The sequence below is a fragment of the Paraplanobispora siamensis genome, from assembly GCF_016863175.1.
Lineage (GTDB): Bacteria > Actinomycetota > Actinomycetes > Streptosporangiales > Streptosporangiaceae > Planobispora > Planobispora siamensis.
Window position 1 is genome coordinate 204,380 of record NZ_BOOJ01000008.1, and the last position, 22,795, is coordinate 227,174.

Annotated in this window: 20 protein-coding genes and 2 riboswitches; of the genes, 8 read left to right on the top strand and 12 right to left on the bottom strand. The window is 73.2% G+C overall.

Going from position 1 to position 22,795, the window contains the following annotated elements; genetic code table 11:
* Positions 1–10 precede the first annotated feature (10 nt).
* A complete protein-coding gene (locus Psi01_RS03820) occupies positions 11–349 on the top strand; it encodes a DUF3618 domain-containing protein (RefSeq protein WP_204062507.1) in 339 nt (112 codons plus the stop codon).
* An 83-nt stretch (positions 350–432) separates the two neighbouring features.
* On the opposite strand, the gene Psi01_RS03825 is transcribed toward Psi01_RS03820, so the two are convergent.
* Positions 433–1,626, bottom strand: coding sequence for an amino acid deaminase/aldolase (locus Psi01_RS03825; RefSeq protein WP_204062508.1), 1,194 nt, complete (start codon positions 1,624–1,626; stop codon positions 433–435).
* A gap of 238 nt (positions 1,627–1,864) precedes the next feature.
* Between Psi01_RS03825 and Psi01_RS03830 the strand changes: the two genes are divergently transcribed.
* Positions 1,865–2,395, top strand: a complete 531-nt coding sequence (locus Psi01_RS03830; protein ID WP_204062509.1) for a DUF6286 domain-containing protein — start codon at positions 1,865–1,867, stop codon at positions 2,393–2,395.
* Between the two features lie 262 nt (positions 2,396–2,657).
* On the opposite strand, the gene Psi01_RS03835 is transcribed toward Psi01_RS03830, so the two are convergent.
* The 5 genes from Psi01_RS03835 to Psi01_RS03855 form a co-directional block, all read right to left on the bottom strand.
* Positions 2,658–4,547, bottom strand: a complete 1,890-nt coding sequence (locus Psi01_RS03835; protein ID WP_204062510.1) for a hypothetical protein — start codon at positions 4,545–4,547, stop codon at positions 2,658–2,660.
* Positions 4,548–4,647: 100 nt separating this feature from the next.
* Positions 4,648–6,024 (bottom strand): L-serine ammonia-lyase, encoded by a 1,377-nt coding sequence (locus Psi01_RS03840; RefSeq protein ID WP_204062511.1) that lies wholly within the window; start codon positions 6,022–6,024, stop codon positions 4,648–4,650.
* A 75-nt stretch (positions 6,025–6,099) separates the two neighbouring features.
* Positions 6,100–6,489, bottom strand: coding sequence for a glycine cleavage system protein GcvH (gene gcvH / locus Psi01_RS03845; RefSeq protein WP_204062512.1), 390 nt, complete (start codon positions 6,487–6,489; stop codon positions 6,100–6,102).
* Positions 6,486–7,574 carry a glycine cleavage system aminomethyltransferase GcvT gene (gene gcvT / locus Psi01_RS03850; RefSeq protein WP_204062513.1) on the bottom strand — a complete coding sequence of 363 codons (1,089 nt, stop codon included), beginning with the start codon at positions 7,572–7,574 and terminating at the stop codon, positions 6,486–6,488. The genes gcvH and gcvT overlap by 4 nt, the downstream gene beginning before the upstream one ends.
* 33 nt (positions 7,575–7,607) lie before the next feature.
* A riboswitch (glycine riboswitch) is annotated at positions 7,608–7,703 on the bottom strand.
* A riboswitch (glycine riboswitch) is annotated at positions 7,704–7,802 on the bottom strand.
* A gap of 70 nt (positions 7,803–7,872) precedes the next feature.
* Positions 7,873–8,445, bottom strand: a complete 573-nt coding sequence (locus tag Psi01_RS03855) for a PadR family transcriptional regulator (protein WP_204062514.1) — start codon at positions 8,443–8,445, stop codon at positions 7,873–7,875.
* Between the two features lie 64 nt (positions 8,446–8,509).
* On the opposite strand from Psi01_RS03855, the gene Psi01_RS03860 reads away from it, so the two are divergent.
* A complete protein-coding gene (locus Psi01_RS03860; protein ID WP_204062515.1) occupies positions 8,510–9,220 on the top strand; it encodes an ABC transporter ATP-binding protein in 711 nt (236 codons plus the stop codon).
* A complete protein-coding gene (locus tag Psi01_RS03865) occupies positions 9,217–11,991 on the top strand; it encodes an FtsX-like permease family protein (RefSeq protein WP_204062516.1) in 2,775 nt (924 codons plus the stop codon). The genes Psi01_RS03860 and Psi01_RS03865 overlap by 4 nt, the downstream gene beginning before the upstream one ends.
* Positions 11,992–12,042: 51 nt before the next feature.
* On the opposite strand, the gene Psi01_RS03870 is transcribed toward Psi01_RS03865, so the two are convergent.
* The 4 genes from Psi01_RS03870 to Psi01_RS03885 are packed head-to-tail and all read right to left on the bottom strand — an operon-like array spanning position 12,043 to position 16,211.
* Positions 12,043–12,738 (bottom strand): gamma-glutamyl-gamma-aminobutyrate hydrolase family protein, encoded by a 696-nt coding sequence (locus tag Psi01_RS03870; protein WP_204062517.1) that lies wholly within the window; start codon positions 12,736–12,738, stop codon positions 12,043–12,045.
* Positions 12,739–12,750: 12 nt separating this feature from the next.
* Positions 12,751–13,515, bottom strand: a complete 765-nt coding sequence (locus Psi01_RS03875; RefSeq protein ID WP_204062518.1) for a 3-oxoacyl-ACP reductase — start codon at positions 13,513–13,515, stop codon at positions 12,751–12,753.
* 6 nt (positions 13,516–13,521) lie between these two features.
* Entirely contained in the window at positions 13,522–14,865 is a 1,344-nt protein-coding gene (locus tag Psi01_RS03880) for an aldehyde dehydrogenase family protein (RefSeq protein WP_204062519.1), read from the bottom strand.
* 2 nt (positions 14,866–14,867) lie between these two features.
* Positions 14,868–16,211: a glutamine synthetase family protein gene (locus tag Psi01_RS03885; protein WP_239127035.1), complete on the bottom strand. Its 1,344-nt coding sequence runs from the start codon at positions 16,209–16,211 to the stop codon at positions 14,868–14,870.
* Positions 16,212–16,313: 102 nt separating this feature from the next.
* Between Psi01_RS03885 and Psi01_RS03890 the strand changes: the two genes are divergently transcribed.
* The 4 genes from Psi01_RS03890 to Psi01_RS03905 all read left to right on the top strand — a co-directional run bounded on the left by Psi01_RS03890 (position 16,314) and on the right by Psi01_RS03905 (position 18,957).
* A complete protein-coding gene (locus Psi01_RS03890) occupies positions 16,314–17,030 on the top strand; it encodes a FadR/GntR family transcriptional regulator (protein WP_204062569.1) in 717 nt (238 codons plus the stop codon).
* Positions 17,031–17,069: 39 nt separating this feature from the next.
* Complete coding sequence (locus Psi01_RS03895) at positions 17,070–17,822, top strand: hypothetical protein (RefSeq protein ID WP_239127038.1); 753 nt, start codon at positions 17,070–17,072, stop codon at positions 17,820–17,822.
* Between the two features lie 79 nt (positions 17,823–17,901).
* Entirely contained in the window at positions 17,902–18,594 is a 693-nt protein-coding gene (locus Psi01_RS03900; protein ID WP_204062521.1) for a nucleotidyl transferase AbiEii/AbiGii toxin family protein, read from the top strand.
* Positions 18,595–18,735: 141 nt separating this feature from the next.
* Positions 18,736–18,957: a hypothetical protein gene (locus tag Psi01_RS03905; protein WP_204062522.1), complete on the top strand. Its 222-nt coding sequence runs from the start codon at positions 18,736–18,738 to the stop codon at positions 18,955–18,957.
* A 122-nt stretch (positions 18,958–19,079) separates the two neighbouring features.
* Here Psi01_RS03905 and Psi01_RS03910 read toward each other — a convergent pair whose 3' ends face one another.
* Positions 19,080–21,041, bottom strand: a complete 1,962-nt coding sequence (locus Psi01_RS03910; protein ID WP_204062523.1) for a nickel/cobalt transporter — start codon at positions 21,039–21,041, stop codon at positions 19,080–19,082.
* Between the two features lie 227 nt (positions 21,042–21,268).
* Positions 21,269–22,684 carry a tetratricopeptide repeat protein gene (locus tag Psi01_RS03915; protein WP_204062524.1) on the bottom strand — a complete coding sequence of 472 codons (1,416 nt, stop codon included), beginning with the start codon at positions 22,682–22,684 and terminating at the stop codon, positions 21,269–21,271.
* Positions 22,685–22,795: the final 111 nt, after the last annotated feature.

Consider the following 22,795-nt stretch of genomic DNA (forward strand, 5'->3'; position numbering starts at 1 on the left):
GAGGAGTGCCATGGCGGATACCGATCCCGTGGAACTGGAGCGCCGGATCGAGCTCACGCGTGAGGAGCTGGCCCGGACGGTTGACGCCATCGCGGACAGGGTGAGTCCCCGGAACGTGGCGCGGCGGGCCGTCATCCAGGCCGAGGCGAACGCCAAGGAGTTCGTCGTCTCCCTGGGGGAGCGGATCGGCGACGCGCTGGGGGTGACGGCGCGGCCGGTCAAGCCCGGTGACGAGCCCGACGACCTGTGGGCCGACGAGCCGCCGAACCTGGCGCCGGTGCTGGTCGGCGTGGGCGCGGTGCTGGTGGTGGGGGCGGCGGTCATGCTCTGGCGGCGCCGCCGCAGGTGAGACCGCTGCCGAGGCCGCTCGCGACGGTCGCCGGTGACGCCGATGCCGGGACCGCGTGTGGCGGTCGCCGGTGACGCCGGGCGTCACAGGAAGGCGTGACCCTCGCCCCGGTAGGTGGGCACCTCCTCGACGATCTCGTCGCCGTCGATGAGGTGCAGGCCGGTGAAGCGCTCGCACAGCTCGCCGGCCTTGGCGTGGCGGAACCAGACGCGGTCGCCGATGCGCAGGTCCTCGGCGGCCTGGCCGAGCAGGGGGGTCTGGACCTCGCCGGCCCCCTCGTCGGGCGCGTAGCGCAGGCCCGCGGGCAGATAGGGCTGGGGCAGGCGGTCGGGGCCGGGGGAGCCGGAGGCGACGTAGCCGCCGCCGAGTACGGTGACGACGCCGTTGGCGGGGCGGCGGACCACGGGCAGGGCGAACAGGGCGGCGGGGTGGCCGGTGAAGCCGCGGTAGAAGTCGAACAGGCGGGGATGGAACAGGCCGGACCCGGCGGCGACCTCGGTGACGGCCTTCTCCCGGATGGTGGATTCGATGCTGCCGGTGCCGCCGGCGTTGACGAACTCCAGGTCGGTGACCTGGCGGACCGCCTGGACGATGCGGCCCCTGCGCATGATGAGCTCCCGGCGGGAGCGGGCCTGCATCCACCGGATGGCGGGGGTGAGCAGGGGATGCCCGGCGGGGGCGTCGCCGACTCCGGCGATCTGGGCCTCGTAGGCCATCACGCCGGTGAGGCGGAAGCCGGAGCGCTTGGCGATCTCGGTGGCCAGGTCGGCGGCCTGGTCGGCCTCGCGGATGGGGGAGCGCAGGGCTCCGGCCCGGAACCTGCCGCCGAAGGCGACGTATCCGGCGTCGACGTCGAGGCACAGGCGGATCTCGTGACGGTCGCGGACCTGGGAGACCGCCGACTCGATGACGTCCAGGTGCTCGGAACGGTCCACCATGACGGTGATCTCCTGGGCCGCCCTGCGGTCGGCGGCCAGGGCGGCCAGCGCGGCCCGGTCGGCGGTGGGATAGGCGACGAGCACGTCCCGCAGTCCGGTGGAGACCAGCCACAGGGCCTCGGGCAGGGTGAAGGCCATGATCCCGGAGAAGCCGTCCATGGCCAGGACGCGTTCGAGGACGGCCCGGGAGCGGATGGACTTGCTGGCGACCCTGATCGGCTTGCCGCGGGCCCGCCGTGCCATGTCTGCGGCGTTGGCGCGCAGGGCGGCGAGGTCGAGGACGGCGAAGGGGGGATCGAGGTGCGCGGTGGCCCGGTCGTAGCGCTGGCGGTCGTCCATGGGGGCAGGATAACTCCGGCCCACCGAACGTGAGTAGTGTTCACGTTCATCGCCGGCGGTAAATTCTTCCGCCAGCGCGGCTCCGGGATCATGCAAGATCCGGAGTCACGGCCCCGCGGGGGCGCCGCGGGGCGCTACACCTGACCCCGTGATGACTACTCTCCAGGGAAGCCTGACGGGTACGGGGGGCACCCTCGCGGGTGAACGTCCCCGCGCCGTCCGCCGCAGGTCGGTGCGGATGCTCCGGCCCGATCGCAGCCCGGCGGGCGTGGTGGTCGCCCTGGCGGTCTCCGTCACGCTGTCCGCGACGGTGGGGGTGACGGTCGGACTGCTGACGGGCTCGCCGTTCGGGCTGGTGCCGTACGGGAAGCTGGCGGCCGGGGCCGGCGCGCTGAAGTGGTCGGACCCCGTCGTGATCGGCGCCGCCGCGGCCCTGATCGCGCTGGGCCTGGCGCTGGTGGCGATCGCCGTGCTGCCGGGACGGACCCGGCTGGTCCCGCTGGAGACGGGCGACCCGCTGACGGTGATCGGCCTGACCAGGTCGGGGCTGCGCCGCACGCTGCGGGCGGCGGCCGAGTCGGTGGACGGGGTGGGCCGGGCGCGGGTTTACCTGAGGTCCCGCCAGGTCGAGGTCATCGTGATCGCCGACGGTGAGCGGACGGGCCGGCTGCTGCGTCAGGTCGGCACGGCGGTCGGGGACCGGCTGTCGGGTGTGGGCGCGATGTACGGCGGTGAGGTCGTGGTACGGCTGCGCGGGCGGGGGCACTGACGCCCCGGCACGGCCGGGCACGGCGACCGGATCGTGCCACGGACGCGTACGGGGCGGCACGCGGGCGGGAGTGGTGATGAAGGCGTACATGGGCAACCGGATCGGTCTGGCCGTCACCGGGGTGGTGCTGACGGGAGCCGGGATCTACGTACTGGTGCGGGGGCAGGAGAAGATCCCCGGCCAGCCGGCCGGTGAGCCGGTCCTGGATCCCGGGCTCGCGGCCCGGCTGGCCGACGACCCGGGGCCGGGCTGGCTGGTCGCGCTAGTACTTGTAGTACTGGCGCTGGTTGCCGTGCGGTGGCTGCTGTGCTCCCTGGGCTGGGGGCGCCGGGGGAGCCGCAGCGGGACCGGGATCGCGATGCTTGGGGTCGCTCTTGAAGAAGTCGAAGGGCTGAACCGGATCAGGGTCAGGGCCGTGGAGGGTGACCGGGTCCGGATCGCGGTCAGCTGCGGGCCATCGGCCGACGTCGGCGCTCTCGTGGCGCGGATGAACAAGGACGCCGTCGACAGGGTGCGCAGGACGCTTGGGGACGAGCGTCTGGGTGCGCTGGTCCGTCTGCACGTCCGCCGCCGCTGAGGGCGGCGCCGGCCAGAGGCCGTGCGACGGGGCCGCGGCCGCCGCGGTCGGCGCCGCCGGTGCCTCCTCGCGCGGCTCCGCGGCGGGGGCCGGGGCCTCGTCCCGCCTCTCGGGCCCGTACGGCCTGCGCGCGCCGAAGGCCAGCCCGGCGGCCAGGCACGCCAGCGGCACGGCGGGCACCACGTAGCGGTGGTCGAAGGCCGCCACGAACGGCGGCAGCGCGATGAGCGCGGCCGCGGTGGCCCACGGCAGCAGGACCGCGCCGCCCAGGGCCCAGCGGCCGGGTTCGGCCCCGGGATCCTCCCGGTGGGCGCCGCGGCCGGGCCGTTCGGCGGGCCCCTCGTAGGAGGTGCGCAGCCGGGTCAGCACGCCGATCAGGCCGATGGCCAGGACGACCGCGAGGAAGGGGCCGCGCAGGTATCCGTGCTCCTGGTAGGCGCGCAGCCAGCCGGCGTACGGCTCGACGATCGCCGGGTCGCCGGGCTCACCCTGGTAGGCGGTGGTGAGCTCGTCGGCGGTGCGGCCGCGGGAGGCGGGGGAGTCCGGCAGGGAGCCGGCCGTGTCGGGGAAGACGTAGGCGCTCTGGTCGCCCTCGGTCGGGTAGACGCGGCGGGTCCAGTCGAAGACGTGCGCCAGGTCGGTCAGCCCGGCCTGCAGGAACTCCACCGGCTGGGCCTTGACGGCCTGGACGGCGAAGTCGCCGGCGAGCGCGTCGCGCTCGGCCCAGCTGCCCTTGATCTTGTTGAACGGGGATTCGCCGTCCCATATGTAGACGGGCGGCGGCTTGCGCTGCCCCAGCGGGTCGGTGGGGCAGAGCGCGGCCTCCGGGCCGGTGGGCAGGATCTCCGCGCAGTCGGCGAAGGTCATCGTGCGCGCCCACAGGAAGGCGTTGCCCCGGGTCAGCCCGTAGGTGCCGAACTCGGTCCTGAACCAGGCGGCGTAGCCGCCGAGCACGATCACGCTCGCCGTCGCGGTGGCGACCACGGCCCGCCAGCCCGCCCGGCGGATGACCAGGGCGACCAGCACCACGGCGATGATCGGCAGCCCGACGGTCCTGGTGACGGTGGCCGCGCCCAGCAGGAGCCCGGCCGACAGGGCCACCCAGAGGCCGGGCCGCCGCCTCCACAGCAGCAGCGTGATCGCCAGCACCACCAGGAACTGGAAGAGCAGGTCGGCCATGACCAGGTGTTCGAGCTGGATCTGGTGGACGTCCAGCAGGGCGGGGAGCGCGGCGAGCGTGGCGCCCCAGCCCGGCAGACCGGCCAGCCGGCGCAGCAGGAGATAGACGCACACGGCGATGGTCAGCCCGAGCAGGTGCTGGGCCACCACCACGGCCTGGACGCTCTGCAGCGGGCTCAGCAGCCACAGGAACAGCGAGTAGCCGGAGGGGCGCGACTCCATGGGCCTGGGGTCGAGGCCGGCGTTGAGGTAGACGAAGGAGTCGGCCCAGAACCACAGGGCGGGGCGGTAGCCGAGCACGGCCAGGGCGCGCAGCCCGCCGCCGACCAGCAGCGCGACCGCGAACAGCCAGTGCGCGCGGAGGAATCGCCCCACCGGCCGGGTTCCCGTCGTCACCGAGACCTCCAGACCTTCGTGAACAGGTCCCAAACGATAACCGCAGGGCTGCGGGCTACTGTACGAGATTGCGAACTTCGTGGTGATGTTTCCGGCGAGGTCAGCACTCGATGACGTTGACGGCCAGGCCGCCGCGGCTGGTCTCCTTGTACTTGTCCAGCATGTCGCGGCCGGTGTCGCGCATCGTCTTGATGGCCTTGTCGAGCGAGACGAAGTGCCGGCCGTCGCCGCGCAGCGCGATCCGCGCGGCGGTGATGGCCTTGATGGAGGCCACCGCGTTGCGCTCGATGCACGGGATCTGCACCAGGCCGCCGATCGGGTCGCAGGTCAGGCCCAGGTTGTGCTCGATGCCGATCTCCGCGGCGTTCTCCACCTGCTCGGGGGTGCCGCCCAGGACTTCCGTGAGCCCGGCGGCGGCCATCGAGCAGGCCGAACCGACCTCGCCCTGGCAGCCGACCTCGGCGCCGGAGATGGAGGCGTTCTCCTTGAACAGCACGCCGATCGCCCCGGCGGTGAGCAGGAAGCGCACCACGCCGTCGTCGCTGGCCCGGTGGACGAACCGGTCGTAGTAGGTGAGCACGGCCGGGATGATGCCCGCCGCGCCGTTGGTGGGGGCTGTGACGATCCGGCCGCCGGCCGCGTTCTCCTCGTTGACCGCCAGGGCGAACAGCGAGACCCAGTCCATCGTCTGCAGGGAGTCCTTCTCGGGGGACTCGCTCTGCAGCTGGCGGTGCAGCTGGTGGGCGCGCCTGCGGACCTTCAGCCCGCCGGGCAGCACGCCCTCCTTGGCGATGCCCCGCTCGACGCACTCGGTCATGACCCGCCACAGGTGCAGCAGCCCGGAGCGGATCTCGGCCTCGGTGCGGCCGAAGGCCTTCTCGTTCTCCAGCATCAGCCCGGAGATCGACAGGCCCGTCTCGTGGCAGTGGGCCAGCATCTCGGCGGCCGTGGTGAAGTGGTAGGGCAGGACGGTGTCGTCGGCCTTGATCCGGTCGGCGCCGGTGGCGTTCTCGTCCACGATGAAGCCGCCGCCGACCGAGTAGTAGACCTTCTGCCGAAGGACCTCCCCCGCCTCGTCGAAGGCGGTGAAGCGCATGCCGTTCGGGTGGCCGGGGAGGGACTCCTTGCGCTCGAAGACGAGGTCCTCGCCGACCACGAAGGGGATCTCGCGGGAGCCGTACAGCCGGATGGTGCCCGAGTCCTTCATCGCGGCCAGCCGCTCGTCGACGGAGTCGACGTCGACGAGCTCGGGCTTCTCGCCGGACAGGCCGAGCAGGACGGCCTTGTCGCTGCCGTGGCCCTTGCCGGTGAGCCCGAGCGAGCCGTACAGGATCGCCTCGACCCGGGCGGTCTTGTCCAGCAGCCCGTCGTCGTCCAGGCCGCGGGCGAACTTGTGGGCGGCGGCCATCGGCCCGCCGGTGTGCGAGCTGGAGGGGCCGATGCCGACCTTGAAGAGGTCGAAGACGCTGATCGCCATTGATCCGGTCCTTCGTGCCGCCGTGACCGTGCGCGCCCGGTGGCGGCCCGCACGATCACGGCAAGAGGGGAAATATCAGGATTCACCAGAGGTGAGGGCGGCGTACTCCTCGGCGGACAGCAGGTCGTCGGCGTCGCCCTCCAGGCGGACGCGGAACAGCCAGCCCTCGCCGTAGGGGTCGCCGTTGACCAGCGACGGGTCGTCCACGACGGCACTGTTGACCTCGACGATCTCGCCGCCCACGGGTGCGTAGATGTCGCTCACCGACTTGGTCGACTCGACCTCGCCGACCGCGTCACCGGCGGAGACCGAGGCGCCGACCTCGGGAACCTGCACGTAGACCACGTCACCGAGGGCCTCGGCGGCGTAGGCGGTGATGCCCACCGTCAGCGTCAGGCCGTCGTCGAGGCCGGCGACCCACTCGTGCTCCTTGGTGTAGTTCAGCTCTTCGGGAATGCTGCTCACTTGTTCCTCCGATAGAAAGGCAGGTCGACGACCTCGACCGGCTCGTGGCTACCCCGGATGTCCACCGCCAGACCTTCGGCCGGGCCGTTGTCCACGTACGCCATCGCGATGGGCCTGCCCAGGGACTGGGAGGGCGCCCCGCTGGTGACCTCGCCGACGACCGCGCCGCCGGCGTCCACCACCGGATAGCCGTGCCGGGGCACCCGGCGCCCGGTCGCGACCAGGCCCACCAGGCGGCGGGACGGCGGGACGTCCTTGAGCGGTTCCAGGGCGGCCCGGCCGACGAAGTCGCCCGGCTTGTCAAACCTCACCACACGGCCCAGGCCCGCGTCGAACGGGGTCAGAGCCGCCGAGAGCTCGTTGCCGTACAGCGGCATGCCCGCCTCCAGGCGGAGCGTGTCACGCGCGGACAGCCCGGCCGGGCGCAGGCCGTACGGCTCACCGGCCTCGGTGAGCGCGGCCCACAGCGGCTCGGCGTCGGCGCCGTCGACGAACAGCTCGAACCCGTCCTCGCCGGTGTAGCCGGTGCGGGCGATGAGCGCCGGGCGGCCGGAGACCGTGGCGGGCAGGCCCGCGTAGTACTTGAGCCCGCCGAGGTCGGCGTCGGTGAGCGTGGCGAGGATCTCCTGGGAGCGCGGCCCCTGTACGGCGATCAGGGCGTACCGGTCCGAGCGGTCGTCCACGACCGCGTCGAACGCCTTGGCGCGCTCGGTCAGCTGCGCGGCCACCATGGGGTAGTTGGAGGCGTTGGCGACGACCATGAACTCCTCGGGCGCGAGGCGGTAGACGATCAGGTCGTCCAGCACGCCGCCCTCGGCGTTCACGATCATCGTGTAGCGGGCGCGGCCCGGCTCCAGCGCGGAGACGTATCCGACGAGCGCGTAGTCGAGGGCCTCGGCGGCCTGCGGCCCGGTCACGAAGATCTCGCCCATGTGGGACAGGTCGAACAGGCCCGCCGCCTGGCGGACCGCGTTGTGCTCGGCGGACTCGCTGCCGTAACGGAGCGGCATCAGCCAGCCCGCGAAGTCGGTCAGCGTGGCGCCGAGAGCCTCGTGGACGCCGCGCAGCGGCGTGGGTCGGGACATGTTCGCACCTCAGACAGGGGTCGGATGAGAGCATCCTCCCCCTCTGTCATGGTTGCCTGAGAGCTTCGCCCGGTTTTTGCCGGACTTTCACCTTCGGCGAGACCTCGGGGGCCTGCTTTCCAGAGGGCACCTACCCGCACGGTCCTTTGCCTTGAGAGGTTCGCGGGGAGGGCTTGCTCCTTCAGGGGTCCTGGGCTGGATGTCAGGACGCTCTCCCGCACGGGTTCATCGGTGTCACCGCCAGCCTAACGGCCCGGACCCGCCGAGCGAAATCCCCCGCGCGGCTCCGCCCTCCCGCTCAGGTCTCCCCGGCCGCGGCTTCGGGCCGTACGGCGTGCAGCTCCCCGGCGTGCGCGGCCAGCGCGGCCAGGCGCTCCTCGGCGCCGTCGACGACCTGCAGGTCGGCCCGGGTGTGCGCGATCGCCGCGTCGACGAGCAGGGAGACCAGCGGGTCGTCCTGCTCGCGGCGCAGACGGGTCAGCGCCGCCAGGTCCGACAGGTAGGTCCGGCGCTGCGCGGAGACGAACGCGGCGAGGGTCTCGGGGCCCAGCCGGGTGCCGGCGAGCAGTTTGAGGAACAGCTCGTCCCGGAACCCCGACGAGCGGGCCCAGGGGGAGACGGCCCACTCGCGAAGCTCGTCGGCCCCCGCCTCGGTGAGCCGGTACAGGGTCTTGTCCGGACGGTCGCTCTGCGCGACGTGACTGCGGATGACGTGGCCGTCCCTGACCAGCCGGTCGAGGATCTGGTACAGGTGCCCGATGTTGAGGCCGCCCCACTGCGGGCCGACGGCCGACTCGAACTTCGACTTGAGCTCGTAGCCGTGGCTTGGCCCGTCGGCGAGGAGGGCGAGGACGGCGTGACTGAGCGGCATGGCCCCTACATTGTCACAAGATAGAGGCTTCCCGGTCTTTCTACATTGTGACAATGTAGGGGCCATGGGCGTTGCGATCAGTGTGCGGGGCGTCAGCCGTGCCTACGGGCCGGCCAGGGCGCTGGACGAGGTCGACCTGGAGGTCGAGGCCGGTCAGGCGGTCGCCCTCATGGGCCCGTCCGGGGCGGGCAAGTCCACATTGCTCCACCTCGTCGGCGCGATGGACCTCCCTGACGGGGGCGAGGTCCATGTGGCCGGGGAGCGCGTCGACATCCTCAGACGCCGGGGCCTGGACAGGCACCGGCGCCGGGTCGGCTTCGTCTTCCAGCGCTTCCACCTGCTGCCCGCGCTGAGCGTGCTGGACAACGTGCTGGCCCCGGTGCTGCCGCACCGGGTGGACTTCGACCGCCGGGCCCGGGCCCGCGAGCTGCTGGAGGCGGTCGGGCTGGCGGACCGGGAGCGGGCGCTGCCCGGCGAGCTGTCCGGCGGTCAGCAGCAGCGGGTGGCCATCGCCCGCGCGCTGATCGGGCACCCGCCCCTGCTGCTGGCCGACGAGCCGACCGGCAACCTCGACAGCGTCACCGGCCAGGAGATCGTCGACCTGCTGTCCACCCTGCGCGAGGAGTACGGCATGACCATGCTGCTGGCTACCCACAACCCCGAGGTGGCGGCGGCGTGCGACCGGGTGGTGCGGATGCGCGACGGCCGGATCGCAGGTGACGACCGGGTGACGCCCGCCGAGAACGTCCTGGACCGGATCGGGCGGCTCGGGTGACCCGCCTGGTCTGGGCCCAGCTCCGCCACCGGGTCGGCCGGGCGCTGGTGCTGCTGCTCGGCGTCGTGGTCGCGGCCACCGCCTTCACCGTGCTGACCGGCACCGCCGAGACCCAGCGCCTGGAGATCGTCGGCACGGTGGAGAAGAACTTCCGCTCGCAGTACGACGTCCTCGTCCGCCCCAAGGGCTCGGCCACCGCGCTGGAGCGCTCGCAGGGGCTGGTGCGCGCCAACTACCTGTCGGGCATCTTCGGCGGGATCAGCATGGAGCAGTACGAGAAGATCAAGGAGATCAACGGCGTCGAGATCGCCGCCCCCATCGCCATGATCGGTTATGTCGTGCTGGGCGGGACCGAGGCGATCGACGTGACGGACCTGCTGCATGAGGGCGACCGCACCATGTTCCGGGTGGAGCGCACCCGGGTCACCGACCGGGGCCTGACCCGCATCCCCTTCCGGCAGCCGCAGTACGAGTACTTCACCCGCCGCCCGATCGACCTCGACTTCCAGGAGCTCAGGCAGCGCAACGCCACTTTCGTCATGGGGGCCCAGGAGGTGCTCCCGAGCGGCCGGCAGGCCCCGCTGAAGACCTCGCTCGGCTGGTCGGAGGATCCGGCGAAGGCGAGTCCCTTCCCCGCCGAGGCGGCGCTTCCGGTCGTCAACCACTGGTCGCTGAAGACGGGCTGGGGAGAGTTCGACCCCTCGAACATCGGCCTGCGGACCGGGCGGGCGACTGTCGTGATCAGCCAGGGCTTCCCGTTCGTGCTCGCCGCCGTCGACCCGGCCGCGGAGGCCCGGTTGACCGGACTGGACCGCGCGATGGCGCAGGGCCGATACCTCAAGAACGACACGCCCCGGGACACCTCCCGCGAGGTCAAGCTGCTCGCCTCGTCGGTTCCCTACGCCGACCAGCAGGACGAGATCGTGATCCGCAGGCTGCCCGAGGAGGCGGCGGACAAGGTCGTCGACGGGGTGCCGTCCGGGAAGTTCCTGCCCTACCTGGACAAGCGCCGGGGCGAGGTGGTCAAGCGGGTGACGATCGGCGCCGGGCAGGTTTACGAGCGGATGCTCAAGCAGTGGTCGGACATCCCCCGGGGGCATTTCCATCCGTTGAAGCGCTACTGGACCTCGGGGCCCACCGCCTACCGCGAGCAGGGCGGGCGCAGGCTCGCCGCCCTCCCGGTGCGCAACGCGCCGCAGACCTGGAAGAACCCGTCCGCCGACGAGGAGGGGGGAGACGACTCGCCGATCGCGCCCGTGGGAGCGGCCGACACCCAGTTCCGTGAGCTGACCCCGAGGACGGTCGAGGGCATGATCACCGACGGGCTCACCACCCGCGTCGTCGGCCGGTTCGACCCCGCCGAGCTCCCCGGGTTCAGCGAGCTGACCCGGCTGCCGATGGAGACCTACAACCCGCCCGTCGCCAGGCCCGGCGACGCCCGGACCGCCGGCCTGCTCGGGAACCGGCCCCTGCTGCCCAACGACAACGTCGCCGGGTACCTCCAGGCCCCGCCGCTGCTGCTGGCCAACCTCCAGGAGATGGAGAAGATCGCCCGGATGACCGTGGGGCGGCCCACGGCGAAGGCGCCGCTGAGCGTGATCCGGGTGCGGGTCTCCGGCGTCGTGGGGACCGACCCGGTCAGCCGCGAGCGGATCAGCCAGGTCGCCCGGGACATCGTCGCCGCCACCGGCCTGGAGGTGGACATCACCGTCGGCTCCTCGCCCTCGCCGGTCACCGTGGAGCTGCCCGCCGGATCCTTCGGCCGCCCCGCGCTCACCCTGGAGGAGGACTGGGTGAACAAGGGCGTCGCCTACCGGATCCTCAACGCCGCCGACCGCAAGTCGGTGGTCCTGTTCGTGCTGGTCCTGGCCGTGTGCGCGCTGTTCGTGCTGAACGGCGCGGCGGCGGCCGTGCGGGCCCGCCGGGCCGAGCTGGGGGTGCTCGCCTGCCTGGGCTGGTCGCGGCCGAAGCTGTTCGGGACCGTGCTGTCGGAGGTCGGCGCGATCGGCCTGCTGGCGGGTACGGCCTCAGCCGCCCTCGCCGGGCCGGTCGCCGCGTGGGCCGGGGTGGCCCCGCCGGGACAGCGGATCTGGCTGGCCGTCCCGGCGGCGGTGCTGCTGGCGCTGCTGGCGGGCCTGGTCCCGGCCTGGCGGGCCTCGCGGGTGCCGCCCGCGGAGGCGGTACGGCCCGCCGTACGGCTGCCGCGCCGGGCCCGCTCGCCGCGCGGGGTGGCCGGGCTCGCGCTGAGCGGGCTGACCCGGGTCCCCGGCCGGACCCTGCTGGGCGCGGCCACGCTCGCGGTCGCGGTCTTCGGGCTGACGGTCCTGCTCGGCGTCACCAACGGCTTCCGGGGCCGGGTGGTGGGCTCGCTGCTCGGCGACGCCATCGTGGTCCAGGCCCGTCCGGCCGACTACGCGGCGGTCGCGGTGATGTTCGCGCTGGCCGCCCTCGCCGTGGCCGACGTGCTCTATCTGGGCATGCGCGAGCGTGACACCGAACTGGCGGCGCTGCGCGGGTCCGGTTGGCCGGGCGGCGCGCTCGCCCGGCTGATCGTGCTGGAGGGGGCGGGCATCGGCCTGCTCGGGGCGCTGGCCGGGGCCGTGGGCGGGGCGGCGGCGTCGTTCGCGCTGACGGGCGGGCTGCCGGTCGCGGTGATCACGGGGGCGCTGGTCGCGGCGGGGGTCGCCGTCGCGCTGGCGGCCCTCGCCTCGGCCGCCCCCGCCCTGCTCGTCCAGCGTCTCCCGCTGGCGCGGATCCTCGCCCAGGAGTGAGCGGGAGGAGATCGTCCGGAGGGAGTCGCGTCTCCTGCGGGGGATCTCCGGTCAGCGGCGGATGTGGTCGACCAGGCCGGTGAACAGGGCGCACTCCTCGTCGGCCTCCGGGTGCCACTGCACCCCCACCGCGAAGGGATGGCCCTCCAGCTCGGCGGCCTCGACCGTGCCGTCCTCGGCGCGGGCGGTCACGGTCAGGCCCTCGCCCGGCCGGTCGATCGCCTGGTGGTGGTAGTGGGCCACGTCCGCGGTCCCGGCTCCCAGGATCTCCGCGACCCGGCTGCCCGGCGTCAGCCATACGGGCATGCGGCCGAAGCGGCCCGGGGCCGGGGCGTGGTCGCCGTGTCCCACCACGTCGGGCACGTGCTGGTGCAGCGTGCCGCCCAGGACCGTGTTGAGGACCTGCAGGCCCCGGCAGACGCCCAGGAGGGGCAGGCCGCGGTCGAGGGCGGCGCGGACCAGACTCAGCTCCGCGTCGTCACGGAACCCCCGGACGTAGCCGGTCCGCTCGTGCGGCGGCTCGCCGTACCGCGCGGGGTCGATGTCGCCGCCACCCGCCACGATCAGCCCGTCCAGCCGCCCGGCCAGTTCGGCCGGGTCGCCCGCCGGGGGCAGGATCACCGGCTGGCCGCCCGCGCGCACCACGTGCTCGACGTAGCCGTACGGCAGCAGCGCGGCGGTCGTCTCCCAAACGGTGAAGCGCGCGGGCTCGACGTAGCAGGTGATGCCGATGACGGGACGGGACACGGCGGCCGCCCCTCACAGCGGGGTGACGTAGGCGCCGGAGATGCCGCCGTCCACCAGGAACTCCGCGCCGGTGACGAAGCTCGCGTCGTCGGAGGCCAGGAAGGCCACCGCCGCGGCGATCTCGGAGGCCTCGGCGAAGCGGCCGAGCGGGATGTGCACCAGGCGGCGCTGGGCCCGCTCGGGGTCCTTGGCGAACAGCTCCTGCAGCAGCGGGGTGTTCACCGGCCCCGGGCACAGCGCGTTGACCCGGATGCCCTCGCGGGCGAACTGCACGCCCAGCTCGCGCGACATCGCCAGCACCCCGCCCTTGGAGGCGGTGTAGGAGATCTGCGAGGTCGCCGAGCCCATCACCGCCACGAACGACGCCGTGTTGATGATCGAGCCCCTGCCCTGCCGCTGCATGTACGGGATCACGTGCTTGCAGCACAGGTAGACGCTGGTCAGGTTGACCTCCTGGACCCGGCGCCAGGCGTCGATGCCCGTCGACAGGATGGAGTCGTCCTCCGGCGGGGAGATGCCCGCGTTGTTGAAGGCGATGTCCACGCCGCCGTAGGCGTCGAAGGCGGTCTGGTACATCCGCGCGACGTCGTCCTCGTCCGTGACGTCCGCCTTCACGAACATCCCGCCCACCTCGGCGGCGGCCTTGGCCCCGGCCGGCTCGTCGACGTCGACGCACACCACCCGGGCGCCCTCCAGGGCGAAGCGGTGCGCGGTGGCCAGGCCGATCCCGCTCCCGGCGCCGGTGATGACGGCCACTCGGTCCTGCAGGCGCTGCATATCCCCTCATTCCTCCGAAATGAAGACGTTCTTGGTCTCGGTGAAGGCGGCCAGGGCGTCGGGCCCCAGCTCGCGGCCCAGCCCCGACTGCTTGAAGCCGCCGAACGGGGTCCAGTAGCGCACCGACGAGTGGGAGTTGACGCTCAGGTTGCCCGCCTCGACGGCCCGCGCCATCCGCAGCGCCCGGCCGACGTCACGGGTCCAGATGGACCCGCTCAGGCCGTAGCGCGTGTCGTTGGCGATGCGCACGGCCTGCTCCTCCCCGTCGAAGGGCACGACCGACACCACGGGACCGAAGATCTCCTCGACGAACGCCGGGTCGTCCGGCTCGGGGGTCAGCACCGTGGCCGGGAACCAGAAGCCCGGCCCCGGGGGACAGGAGCCCTGCAGGTACGGCGTGCCGGAGACGAAGGAGGCCACCCGGTCGCGGTGCGCGGAGCTGATCAGCGGGCCCATCTCGGTGCCCTCGTCGAGCGGGTCGCCGACCTTGACCCCGAGCACCGCCGCGGAGAGCCGCTCCATGAACTCGTCGTAGACCGAATGCTCCACCAGGATCCGGGAGCGCGCGCAGCAGTCCTGGCCCGCGTTGTCGAAGACCGCGTACGGCGCGGTGGCGGCGGCCCTGGCCACGTCGGCGTCGGCGAAGACGATGTTGGCGCTCTTGCCGCCCAGCTCCAGTGTGAGCCGCTTGACCTGCCCGGCGCACGTGGCCGCGATCTGCTTGCCCACCTCGGTCGAGCCGGTGAACACGATCTTCGCCACGTCCGGGTGCCCGGCCAGCCGGGCGCCGGCCACCTCGCCCTCGCCGGGCAGGACCTGGAGCACCCCCTCGGGGAGGCCCGCGGCCAGGGCCAGCTCGGCCAGGCGCAGCGCGGTCAGCGGCGTCTGCTCGGCGGGCTTGACCACCACCGTGTTGCCGGCCGCCAGGGCCGGGGCGACCCCCCAGGTCATGATGACCATCGGGAAGTTCCACGGCACGATCACCCCGACCACGCCCAGCGGCTCGGCGAAGGTGACGTCCAGGCCGCCGGGCACCGGGATCTGCTTGCCGTGGTTGCGCTCGGGCGCCCCGGCGTAGAAGTCCAGCACGTCGCGGACGTTGCCCGCCTCCCAGCGGGCGTTGCCGATGGTGTGCCCGGCGTTGGCGACCTCCAGGGCGGCCAGCTCGGCGGCGTGGGCGTCCACCAGCGCCGCGAACCGGCGCAGCAGCCGGGCGCGGTCGCCGGGGGCGACCTTCCGCCAGGACGCGAACGCGGCCCTGGCCTGCTCCACCGCGCGGTCCACCTCGGCCGCACCGGCGAGCTCCACCTCGGCGACGACCTCCTCGGTCGCCGGATTCAGGATCTTCATCGTCACATCCGCTCGAATCCCCGGAACAGCTCCCAGTCGGTCACCGCCGCCTCGAAGGCGGTCAGCTCGACTCTGGCGTTGTTGGCGTAGTGGGCCACGACCTCCTCGCCGAAGGCCTCCTGCGCGACCTCCGAGCCCTCCCACAGCGTCAGGGCGTCCCGCAGGGTGTGCGGGACGGTGTCGGCGCCCGAGGCGTAGGCGTTGCCGGTGAACGCCTCCTCCAGCTCCAGCCCGTTGTCGATCCCGTGCAGCCCGGCCGCGATCATCGCCGCCACCGCCAGGTAGGGGTTGACGTCGCCGCCGGGCACCCGGTTCTCCACGCGCAGCGACGGCCCGTGCCCGACCAGGCGCATCGCGCAGGTCCGGTTGTCCACGCCCCACTTGACCGCGGTGGGGGCGAAGCTGCCCGGCACGTACCGCTTGTAGGAGTTGATGTTCGGCGCGTGCATCAGGGTCAGCTCGCGCAGGCAGGCGAGCTGCCCGGCGATGAAGCTCCGCCCGGTCTCGGAGAGTCCGTGCGGGCCGTCGCCGGCCATGACCGGCTCGCCGTCGCCGGAGCGCAGCGACAGGTGGATGTGGCAGGAGTTGCCCTCACGCTGGTTCGGCTTGGCCATGAAGGTGATCGACATGCCCTCCTGGGCGGCGATCTCCTTGGCGCCGTTCTTGTAGACGGCATGGTTGTCGCAGGTGGCCAGGGCCTCGGTGAAGCGGAAGGCGATCTCGTGCTGACCGAGGTTGCACTCGCCCTTGGCGGACTCGACGTACATCCCCGCGCCCTCCATGTCGAGCCTGATGCGGCGCAGCAGCGGCTCGATCCTGGCGGTGCCGAGCAGGGAGTAGTCGACGTTGTAGAGGTTGGCGGGGTTCATGTCCCGGTAGCCCCTGCGCCAGGCGTCCTCGTAGCTGTCGTTGTAGACGACGAACTCCAGCTCGGTCCCGACGAACGCCCGCCACCCCCGCTCGGCCAGCCGGTCGAGCTGCCGGCGCAGGACCTGCCGGGGCGAGGCGGGCACGGCCGAGCCGTCCTCCCACACCAGGTCGGCCATGAGCATGGCCGTACCCTCCTGCCATGGCACACGGCGCAGGGTGGACAGGTCGGGCCGCATCACGAAGTCCCCGTACCCCCGATCCCAGGACGACATCGCGTAGCCGTCCACCGTGTTCATGTCCACGTCCACCGCGAGCAGGTAACTGCAGCCCTCCGAGGCGTGGTCCAGCACCTCCTCCAGGAAGTAGCGCGCGGACAGCCGTTTGCCCTGCAACCGCCCCTGCATGTCGGCGATCGCCAGCAACACCGTGTCGATCCGTCCCGCCGCCACCTCGTCGCGAAGCTCGCTGAGGTCCACGCCGCCCTCCTCGCCGGAGACTTATTGGGCTAGTGTCAGACCATTGATGTGCACGGAGGTTTCGCTTGTCAAGAGCCGGAGGGGAGATTGGACGAGTCGCCGATGCTGACGACCGTGCTGCGACCGGTGCGGGCGGGCAACGCCTTCGAGGAGACCGTGGAACGGCTGCTCCAGGCCATCAAACTCGGGGCCGTCGTCGAGAAGCTGCCGCCCGAGCGCGAGCTCGCCGCCCAGCTCGGGATCAGCCGCGTCACCCTGCGCGAGGCGATCCGCGCGCTGCAGGAGGCCGGCTACCTCGACGTACGGCGGGGCAGGTACGGCGGCGCGTTCGTCACCTACACCCCGCCCCCGCCCCGCCAGGAGGACCTGCGCCGGGCCGTGGCCGACATGGGCACCGACGACCTGGCCGACGCGCTCACCTTCCGGATGGCCGTCGAGTGCGGCGCGGCGCAGGTGCTGGCCGCCACCGCGTCGGCCGGACGGCTGAGCCGGGAGCGGCGCGAGGAGCTGCGCCGGCGCCTGCAGGAGGTCAACTCCGCGAGCCCGGACGACTACCGCCGTCTGGACACCGCCTTCCACCTGGCCATCGCCGAGCTGAGCGGCTCCCCGCTGCTGGCCGCCGCCTGCGCCGACGCCCGCCTGCGGGTCACCGACCTGCTCAACGCCATCCCGGTGCTCCAGCGCAACATCGAGCACGCGGCCGCGCAGCACGAGGCGATCGTGGAGGCGATCCTGGCCGGGGACACCGACGCCGCCGGCCGCGCGGTGGCCGAACATCTGGAGGCGACGGCGGCGCTCCTGCGGGGCTTCCTCGCATAGCCTGGACGGACTGTGGGGGATTGGTTCCAACAACGGATCATGGAGACAGGGCGGCTGCCGCTGTTCTGTTTCTTCGTCGCGCTGATCCTCGCCTTCGTCTTCACCCGCATCAACGTCCGGCTCATCCGGGCCAAGATCGGCTGGTTCCGCAACGTCAACATCGGTGAGATGCACATCCACCACGTGGTGTTCGGCGTGGTGCTGAGCCTGCTCGGCGGGGTGGCCGGGCTGCTCGTGTCGGGCGTCTCCGAGACCTGGTACGCCGTGACGGCCGCGGTCTTCGGCGTCGGGGCGGCCCTGGTCCTCGACGAGTTCGCGCTGATCCTGCACCTGCACGACGTCTACTGGGAGGAGGAGGGCCGCACCTCGGTCGACGCCGTGTTCGTCGCCATCGCGGTCACCGGCCTGCTCCTGCTGGGCCTGCGCCCCCTGGGCTGGGACGACTCCGACGGCACCCCGCAGGGCGTCTGGCTGACCGGCGGCCTCATCGTGGTCAACCTCATGCTCGCCGTCGTCACCCTGCTCAAGGGCAAGATCTGGACCGGCCTGGTCGGCCTGTTCGTGCCGATCCTGCTGATCCCCGGCGCGCTCCGCCTGGCCCGTCCGGGCTCGCCCTGGGCCCACTGGTTCTTCGCCCCCGGCTCCCGCCGCCCCCGCCCCGGCAAGATGGCCCGCGCCGAACGCCGCGAGGAACGCTGGCGCCGCCCCGTCATCCGCGCCAAGATCGCCTTCCAGGAGTTCGTCTCCGGCCGCCACGACCTGCCCTCCACCCGGCTGCGCTCCCGGCGCTAGCCATTCCTGCCCGGACGCGGAGCCCCGCCTTGATCGCGATGCTCTCCTCGAACCGGAGCGGTGCGGGCATACTTGGAGTGTGACGGACTTCCCCCCGTTCCAGGAGCGCGTCCTGCAGGCCGTACTGCCCGTCTGCGAGCGGTTCGGGCTGGTGCTGGCGGGGAGTCACGCGCTGAGGAGCCACGGGCTCACCGACCGGCCGGGCCGGGACGTCGACTTCGCGACGGCGGCCGAGACGCCGCTGGCGGAGGTCGTGGACGGGGTGGCGGAAGCCGTGCGGAAGGCGGGACTGGACGTCGAGGTGCGCGAGTCGGCGCCGCGCATGGGCTGGCTGGTCGTGACCGATCCGGTGACCGGTCAGAACGGCGGGATCGGGCTGCGGCGCGAGGCCCTGCAGCAGCAGCCGGTGTTCTTCGGCGAACTGCCCGTCATCGGACTGGACGACCTGGTCGGCCTCAAGGTCCGAGCCCTGCACGAACGCGGGCTCGCCCGCGATGTCATCGACGTCGCCGCGGTCTCGGAGCTGTACGGCTTCCGCGAGCTGGAGCGCCTGGCCCGCCTGCACAACGAGGAGTTCTCCCTCGCGGAGCTGGTGATGCGGCTGGAGTTCGTCGACCTCATCGCCGACGAGGAGTTCGAGGCCTACGGACTGGACGAGGAGCGGATCCGGGAGATCCGCCGCTTCGCCACCGCGTGGGTGGAGGACATCAAGCTCCGGCGCGCCGACGAGGGCGACGCCGAGTACGACTCCGACGTCCCCGACCTCGACTGATCCCACCTGCAGGTGGGGCGCGGAACGCGGTGTCAGGCGGGGGCGGACGGTCCCCCCGCCGGGTTGCGGACGGCCGAAGGGGCATGATCGCCCGGTTTCCGGGCAGATGGTGGCTCACGATGACACGAAGGAGTGAGAACCGTGAGTCTCATGGAGAAGCTCAACCTGCGTGAACTGAAGGCCCGCGCCAAGCGCCGGATGGGCACCCGGACCGGCAACCGCCGCCTGGCCGCCGAGGGCCGGACCGAGGAGGCCGAGGCGAAGCTCCTCAAGACCCAGGACGAGATCCTGGACGCCGTCGCCGAGATGCGCCGCGAGTACGGCATCCGCCGCCGCCGTCCCCTCGACGGCCGCCCGTCCTGACCCACCGGCATCCGGATCGCGCCCGTACCGACCTCTGCCGTCCCGAAGGCCGCGCCGACCCGACCGGCCGCGCCTTCGCGGAGCGGGGACGCCGCCCGGGCACCCGCGTCCGTGTCGACGCCCTAGACCGCTCCGCCGAGGCTGCGCAGGGCGAGGCCGAGGCCGAGCAGGACGACGACCACGGCGGTGCCGACCGGGGCCAGGGCCGACAGGCGGGCCGCCAGGCCCCGGCCCGCCGTCGTGAAGCGGTCGAGCCGCCCGGCGAGCCTGACCAGGAGCAGGCCGGTGGCCGTGAGAGTCCCGGCCATGCCGATGCCGTAGGCCAGGACGAGCGCGATCCCGAACCAGGTCCGGCCGAGCGCGATCGCGCCGAGCAGGACGATCAGCGCCGAAGGGCTCGGCACCATCCCGCCCGCTATGCCCAGGCCCACCAGCCCGCGCCGTGACTGCGCGGGCGCCGGCCCGTCGTCATGGGCCGGAGCGGGCGGGACCGGAGCCTCGGAAACCAGAGCTTCCGAGGCCAAAGCTTCCGAGGCCGGAGCGCCGGGGACCCGCTGCGCGTCCGGTGTGTCCAGGACCGCCACCCGGCCGGCCCGGCGGTTCGTGCCACCGTCTCCACGGCTGTGTCCGTGCCCATGTCCGTGCCCGTGGTCGTGCTCGTCCTCATGGTTGTGCTCGTGCCCCTGCTCGTCCTCGTCCTCGTGCTCGTGCCCGTGTCCGTGGCCATGACCGTGTCCGTGGCCGAAGGCGCCGAAGTGGCCGTGGCCGTGACCGTGGGGGAGGGACTCGCCGGTGCGGTGGGCGCGCCAGGCGGTGGACAGCAGGCGGGCGCCCACGGCGACGATGAGCAGGCCGCTGGCCAGGCCGAGCCAGGCGAGCACCGACTCCCCGGTCAGGAAGGAGAAGGCGCTCAGCAGCAGGCCCACCACCAAAACGCCCAGCGTGTGGGTGACGGTCACGGTGGCGCCGACGACCAGGGCGTCACGTGGCCGGCCGCGCCGTCCCGCCAGGTAGGCGGCCATGATGGTCTTGCCGTGGCCGGGGATGAGCGCGTGTCCGGCTCCCAGGAGCACGGCGATGCCCACCGCCAGCAGGCCGAGCGGGACCGTCAGCGACTCGGCGCCGATCAGGTCGGTGAACGCGCGGTCCAGCGCGGCGAACGCGTCCCCGATCGGCCCCGGCGGCAGCAGCGGTGACACGGCCGAGGGCGATCCGGGTCCGGTGCCGGTTCCCGTTCCGGCATCGGACCCGGCCTCGGCCGTGTCACCGGTTCCGGAACCGGCTCCCACTCCGGTCCCGGTCTCGGCCCCGGGACCGGTCTCCAGCCCGGTCCGGGGCCCGTTCCCGGGAACGCCGTTGTCCCCGGGAACGACGCTCAACCGCGCGGTGCGCTGGTCGAGCGGGCTAGTCAGCAGGTCGTCGGGGTAGCTGCGCAGCTCCCCGCTCACGCTCGTCTCCGGCACCGACGACTCCGTCAGCCGGACCCCGCCGAGGGCGACCGCGGTGGCCTCCCGCCAGCCCAGCCGGTCGTCCAGGAAGCCGTCCTCGAACTCGACCGTCCGCGGCGGGGGAGTCGCGGCGGACAGCGAGCACGTCAGCCGGCTGGTCTCCAGGCCGCCCTGCCCCGGCGCGTAGGCGAAGTCCGATGAGACGACCCGCCACGTCACCGCCGTGCCGTTCACGGTCAGCCGCTGCGCGGAGGCCAGCCCGGCGCAGCGGGCCGCGCCGTACGCCGACCGCTCGGCCGGTGACACCGCGCCCGAGCGGTCGGCGTCCGCCGCGGGACGGCTCTGCAGGGTCGGCAGTTCGGCGCTGTCGATGACGGCGTGGTTGTCCACCCGGTCGGGGAAGACCCGCAGGCCGTTGTAGTGGTTGACGGTGAAGTTGCCCAGCGGGTGCGCGACGGCCGCGGTCACGGTCGTCGCGGCCGGGGCCGTCGCTGTCCCCGCCCCTGTCACGGTCACGGCTGCGGGCGCCGTCGCCGCGACGGCCGGGGCGGCCGGCAGGGCGAGCACCGCGCCCAGGGCCGCGAGACCGGCGGCGATCCAGGCGGCCATCGGGCGGGACGTCTTTCGGGGGGTCATGGAGAGAACCTCGGGTCGTTCCGGGAGGCCGACGGACCTCGCCGGGGCGGGCGTGGGAGGGGCCGTGAGGGCTTGGAGCGGGTGGCGGAAAGGCTGGGCGCGGGGGCGCCCACGAGAGCGGCCGGTGAGATCCGGAGGAGGCTCTACGAGAGCGGCCGGTGGGATCGGGAGGGTCCCGCCCCGGGCGGGTTGGGGGGAACCGGGAGAGAATCCCGCCCGGGCGGGGGTCAGGAGAACCTGGCCAGGGCGGACAGGCGAGGGGAGAAGGCGGGATTGGCGTCGCGGGCCGCGCCGGCCGACCGGCGGGCCTGCTCCTTCATGCCGAGCGCGCGCTCGATTTCGGCGCGGTGGTGCAGCAGGAGGGCGTTTCGCCAGCCGGTGGCGGTGGCCTTCTTCGCGTACGGCAGGGCCTCGCGGCTGCGGCCGTCGCGGTGCAGGGCCCAGGCCAGGGCGTCGGCGGCCACCACGTTGGGGTTGCGGGCGTACTCGGCGCGGGCGTGTTCGACGGCCCGGGCCGGGGAGCCGTGGTCGGCCTCGTACTCCGCCCAGGTCAGATCGTCCCTGACGCCGGCCTCGGCCATCAGGCTCCGCTGCGCGCGCAGCAGCTCCCACTGTCCAGAGGGGTCGGCGCCCGAGGCCTTGAGCACCTCCGCGTACTCGACCACGTACTGGGCCAGCGGCAGCCGTCCGACCACCGTGGCGTACAGGTCGAGCGCCTCGGCCGTCCTGCCGTCGAGCGCGGCGGCCCTGGCGCTGCCGGCCAGCGCCGGGGTGAAGTCCGCAGAGGCCTGCAGCGCCATGCGGTAGCGCTCGGCGGCCCCGGCGAGGTCGCCCGCGTGCAGGTCGAGCTCGCCCAGGTAGTAGTGGCAGTAGGCGACGTCGGCGGGGGTGAAGGCGTCCTGCAGGGCGCGCTCCAGCATCCGGCGGGCCTCGGCGCGGTCGCCGCGCAGCTCGGCGGCGTAGGAGGCCCGGGTGAAGGCCGCGACGCCGGGCCGCAGCTCCATCATCCGGTCGATCGCCCGCTCGGCGTCGCCGTACCGGCCGAGCTGGGTGTAGGCGTCGGCCAGGACGGCCTGGGCGCCGGAGCCGTAGGGGTTGACGGCGACCGAGCGCCGCGCCAGCCGTACGGCCTCGGTGAAGTCGTGGCGTCCGGCGGCGAGCGCGGCCTGGCCGGTCAGGGCGGCGAAGTTGTCCGGCTTCAGCTCGGCGGACCGGGCCAGTGCCTGCTCGGCCTTGGGGTACAGGGACGGGTCGGCGGTGAGGCGGGCCTGCTGGATGTAGGCCGCGCCCAGGCCCGCCCAGGCCTGGTCGTCCCGCGGCAGGCGGCGCAGCCGGTCGCCGAGTCCCTTGATCGCCTCCTCCACCGAGGCGGCGGAGGCGGGGAGCTCGGCGGGACCCGCGATCTGGACCGGCACGTCGGCCGAGCCGGTGCCCGGCGAGACCGGCTCCCGGGGGAACAGCGAGGCGCCCGCGGTCAGCGCCGCGGCCAGCCCCAGGACGGCGATCCCCACCTTGACGCGGGTCCGCGCGGCGGACGTCCCGCGGAGGCCGGAGCCCTCGGAGCCGTTGGAGCCTCCGGAGGCGTCGGGGACGCCGGTGCGGCCGTCTCGCGGCGGTCTCCTCTCGGGGAGGGAAGTCTTCACGGTGATCTCTCCTGGGCGGGGCGCGGTCACGGCGGGAACGGTCTCCCGGAAGTCCGGGAAACGCGGGGAGTACGGGGGGTGCGGAGCCCGGACGGGCCGGGCTCCGCACCT

What these genes read in the sequence shown, in the direction of transcription:
- Psi01_RS03830 (WP_204062509.1), top strand. Translation starts at nt 1,865, where the DNA reads ATGCTCCGGCCCGATCGCAGCCCGGCGGGCGTGGTGGTCGCCCTGGCG.
- Psi01_RS03890 (WP_204062569.1), top strand. Translation starts at nt 16,314, where the DNA reads ATGCTGACGACCGTGCTGCGACCGGTGCGGGCGGGCAACGCCTTCGAG.
- Psi01_RS03855 (WP_204062514.1), bottom strand. Translation starts at nt 8,445, where the DNA reads ATGCCGCTCAGTCACGCCGTCCTCGCCCTCCTCGCCGACGGGCCAAGC.
- gcvT (WP_204062513.1), bottom strand. Translation starts at nt 7,574, where the DNA reads ATGTCCCGACCCACGCCGCTGCGCGGCGTCCACGAGGCTCTCGGCGCC.
- Psi01_RS03875 (WP_204062518.1), bottom strand. Translation starts at nt 13,515, where the DNA reads ATGCAGCGCCTGCAGGACCGAGTGGCCGTCATCACCGGCGCCGGGAGC.
- Psi01_RS03825 (WP_204062508.1), bottom strand. Translation starts at nt 1,626, where the DNA reads ATGGACGACCGCCAGCGCTACGACCGGGCCACCGCGCACCTCGATCCC.
- Psi01_RS03910 (WP_204062523.1), bottom strand. Translation starts at nt 21,041, where the DNA reads ATGACCCCCCGAAAGACGTCCCGCCCGATGGCCGCCTGGATCGCCGCC.
- Psi01_RS03860 (WP_204062515.1), top strand. Translation starts at nt 8,510, where the DNA reads ATGGGCGTTGCGATCAGTGTGCGGGGCGTCAGCCGTGCCTACGGGCCG.
- Psi01_RS03880 (WP_204062519.1), bottom strand. Translation starts at nt 14,865, where the DNA reads ATGAAGATCCTGAATCCGGCGACCGAGGAGGTCGTCGCCGAGGTGGAG.
- Psi01_RS03895 (WP_239127038.1), top strand. Translation starts at nt 17,070, where the DNA reads ATGGAGACAGGGCGGCTGCCGCTGTTCTGTTTCTTCGTCGCGCTGATC.
- Psi01_RS03820 (WP_204062507.1), top strand. Translation starts at nt 11, where the DNA reads ATGGCGGATACCGATCCCGTGGAACTGGAGCGCCGGATCGAGCTCACG.
- Psi01_RS03840 (WP_204062511.1), bottom strand. Translation starts at nt 6,024, where the DNA reads ATGGCGATCAGCGTCTTCGACCTCTTCAAGGTCGGCATCGGCCCCTCC.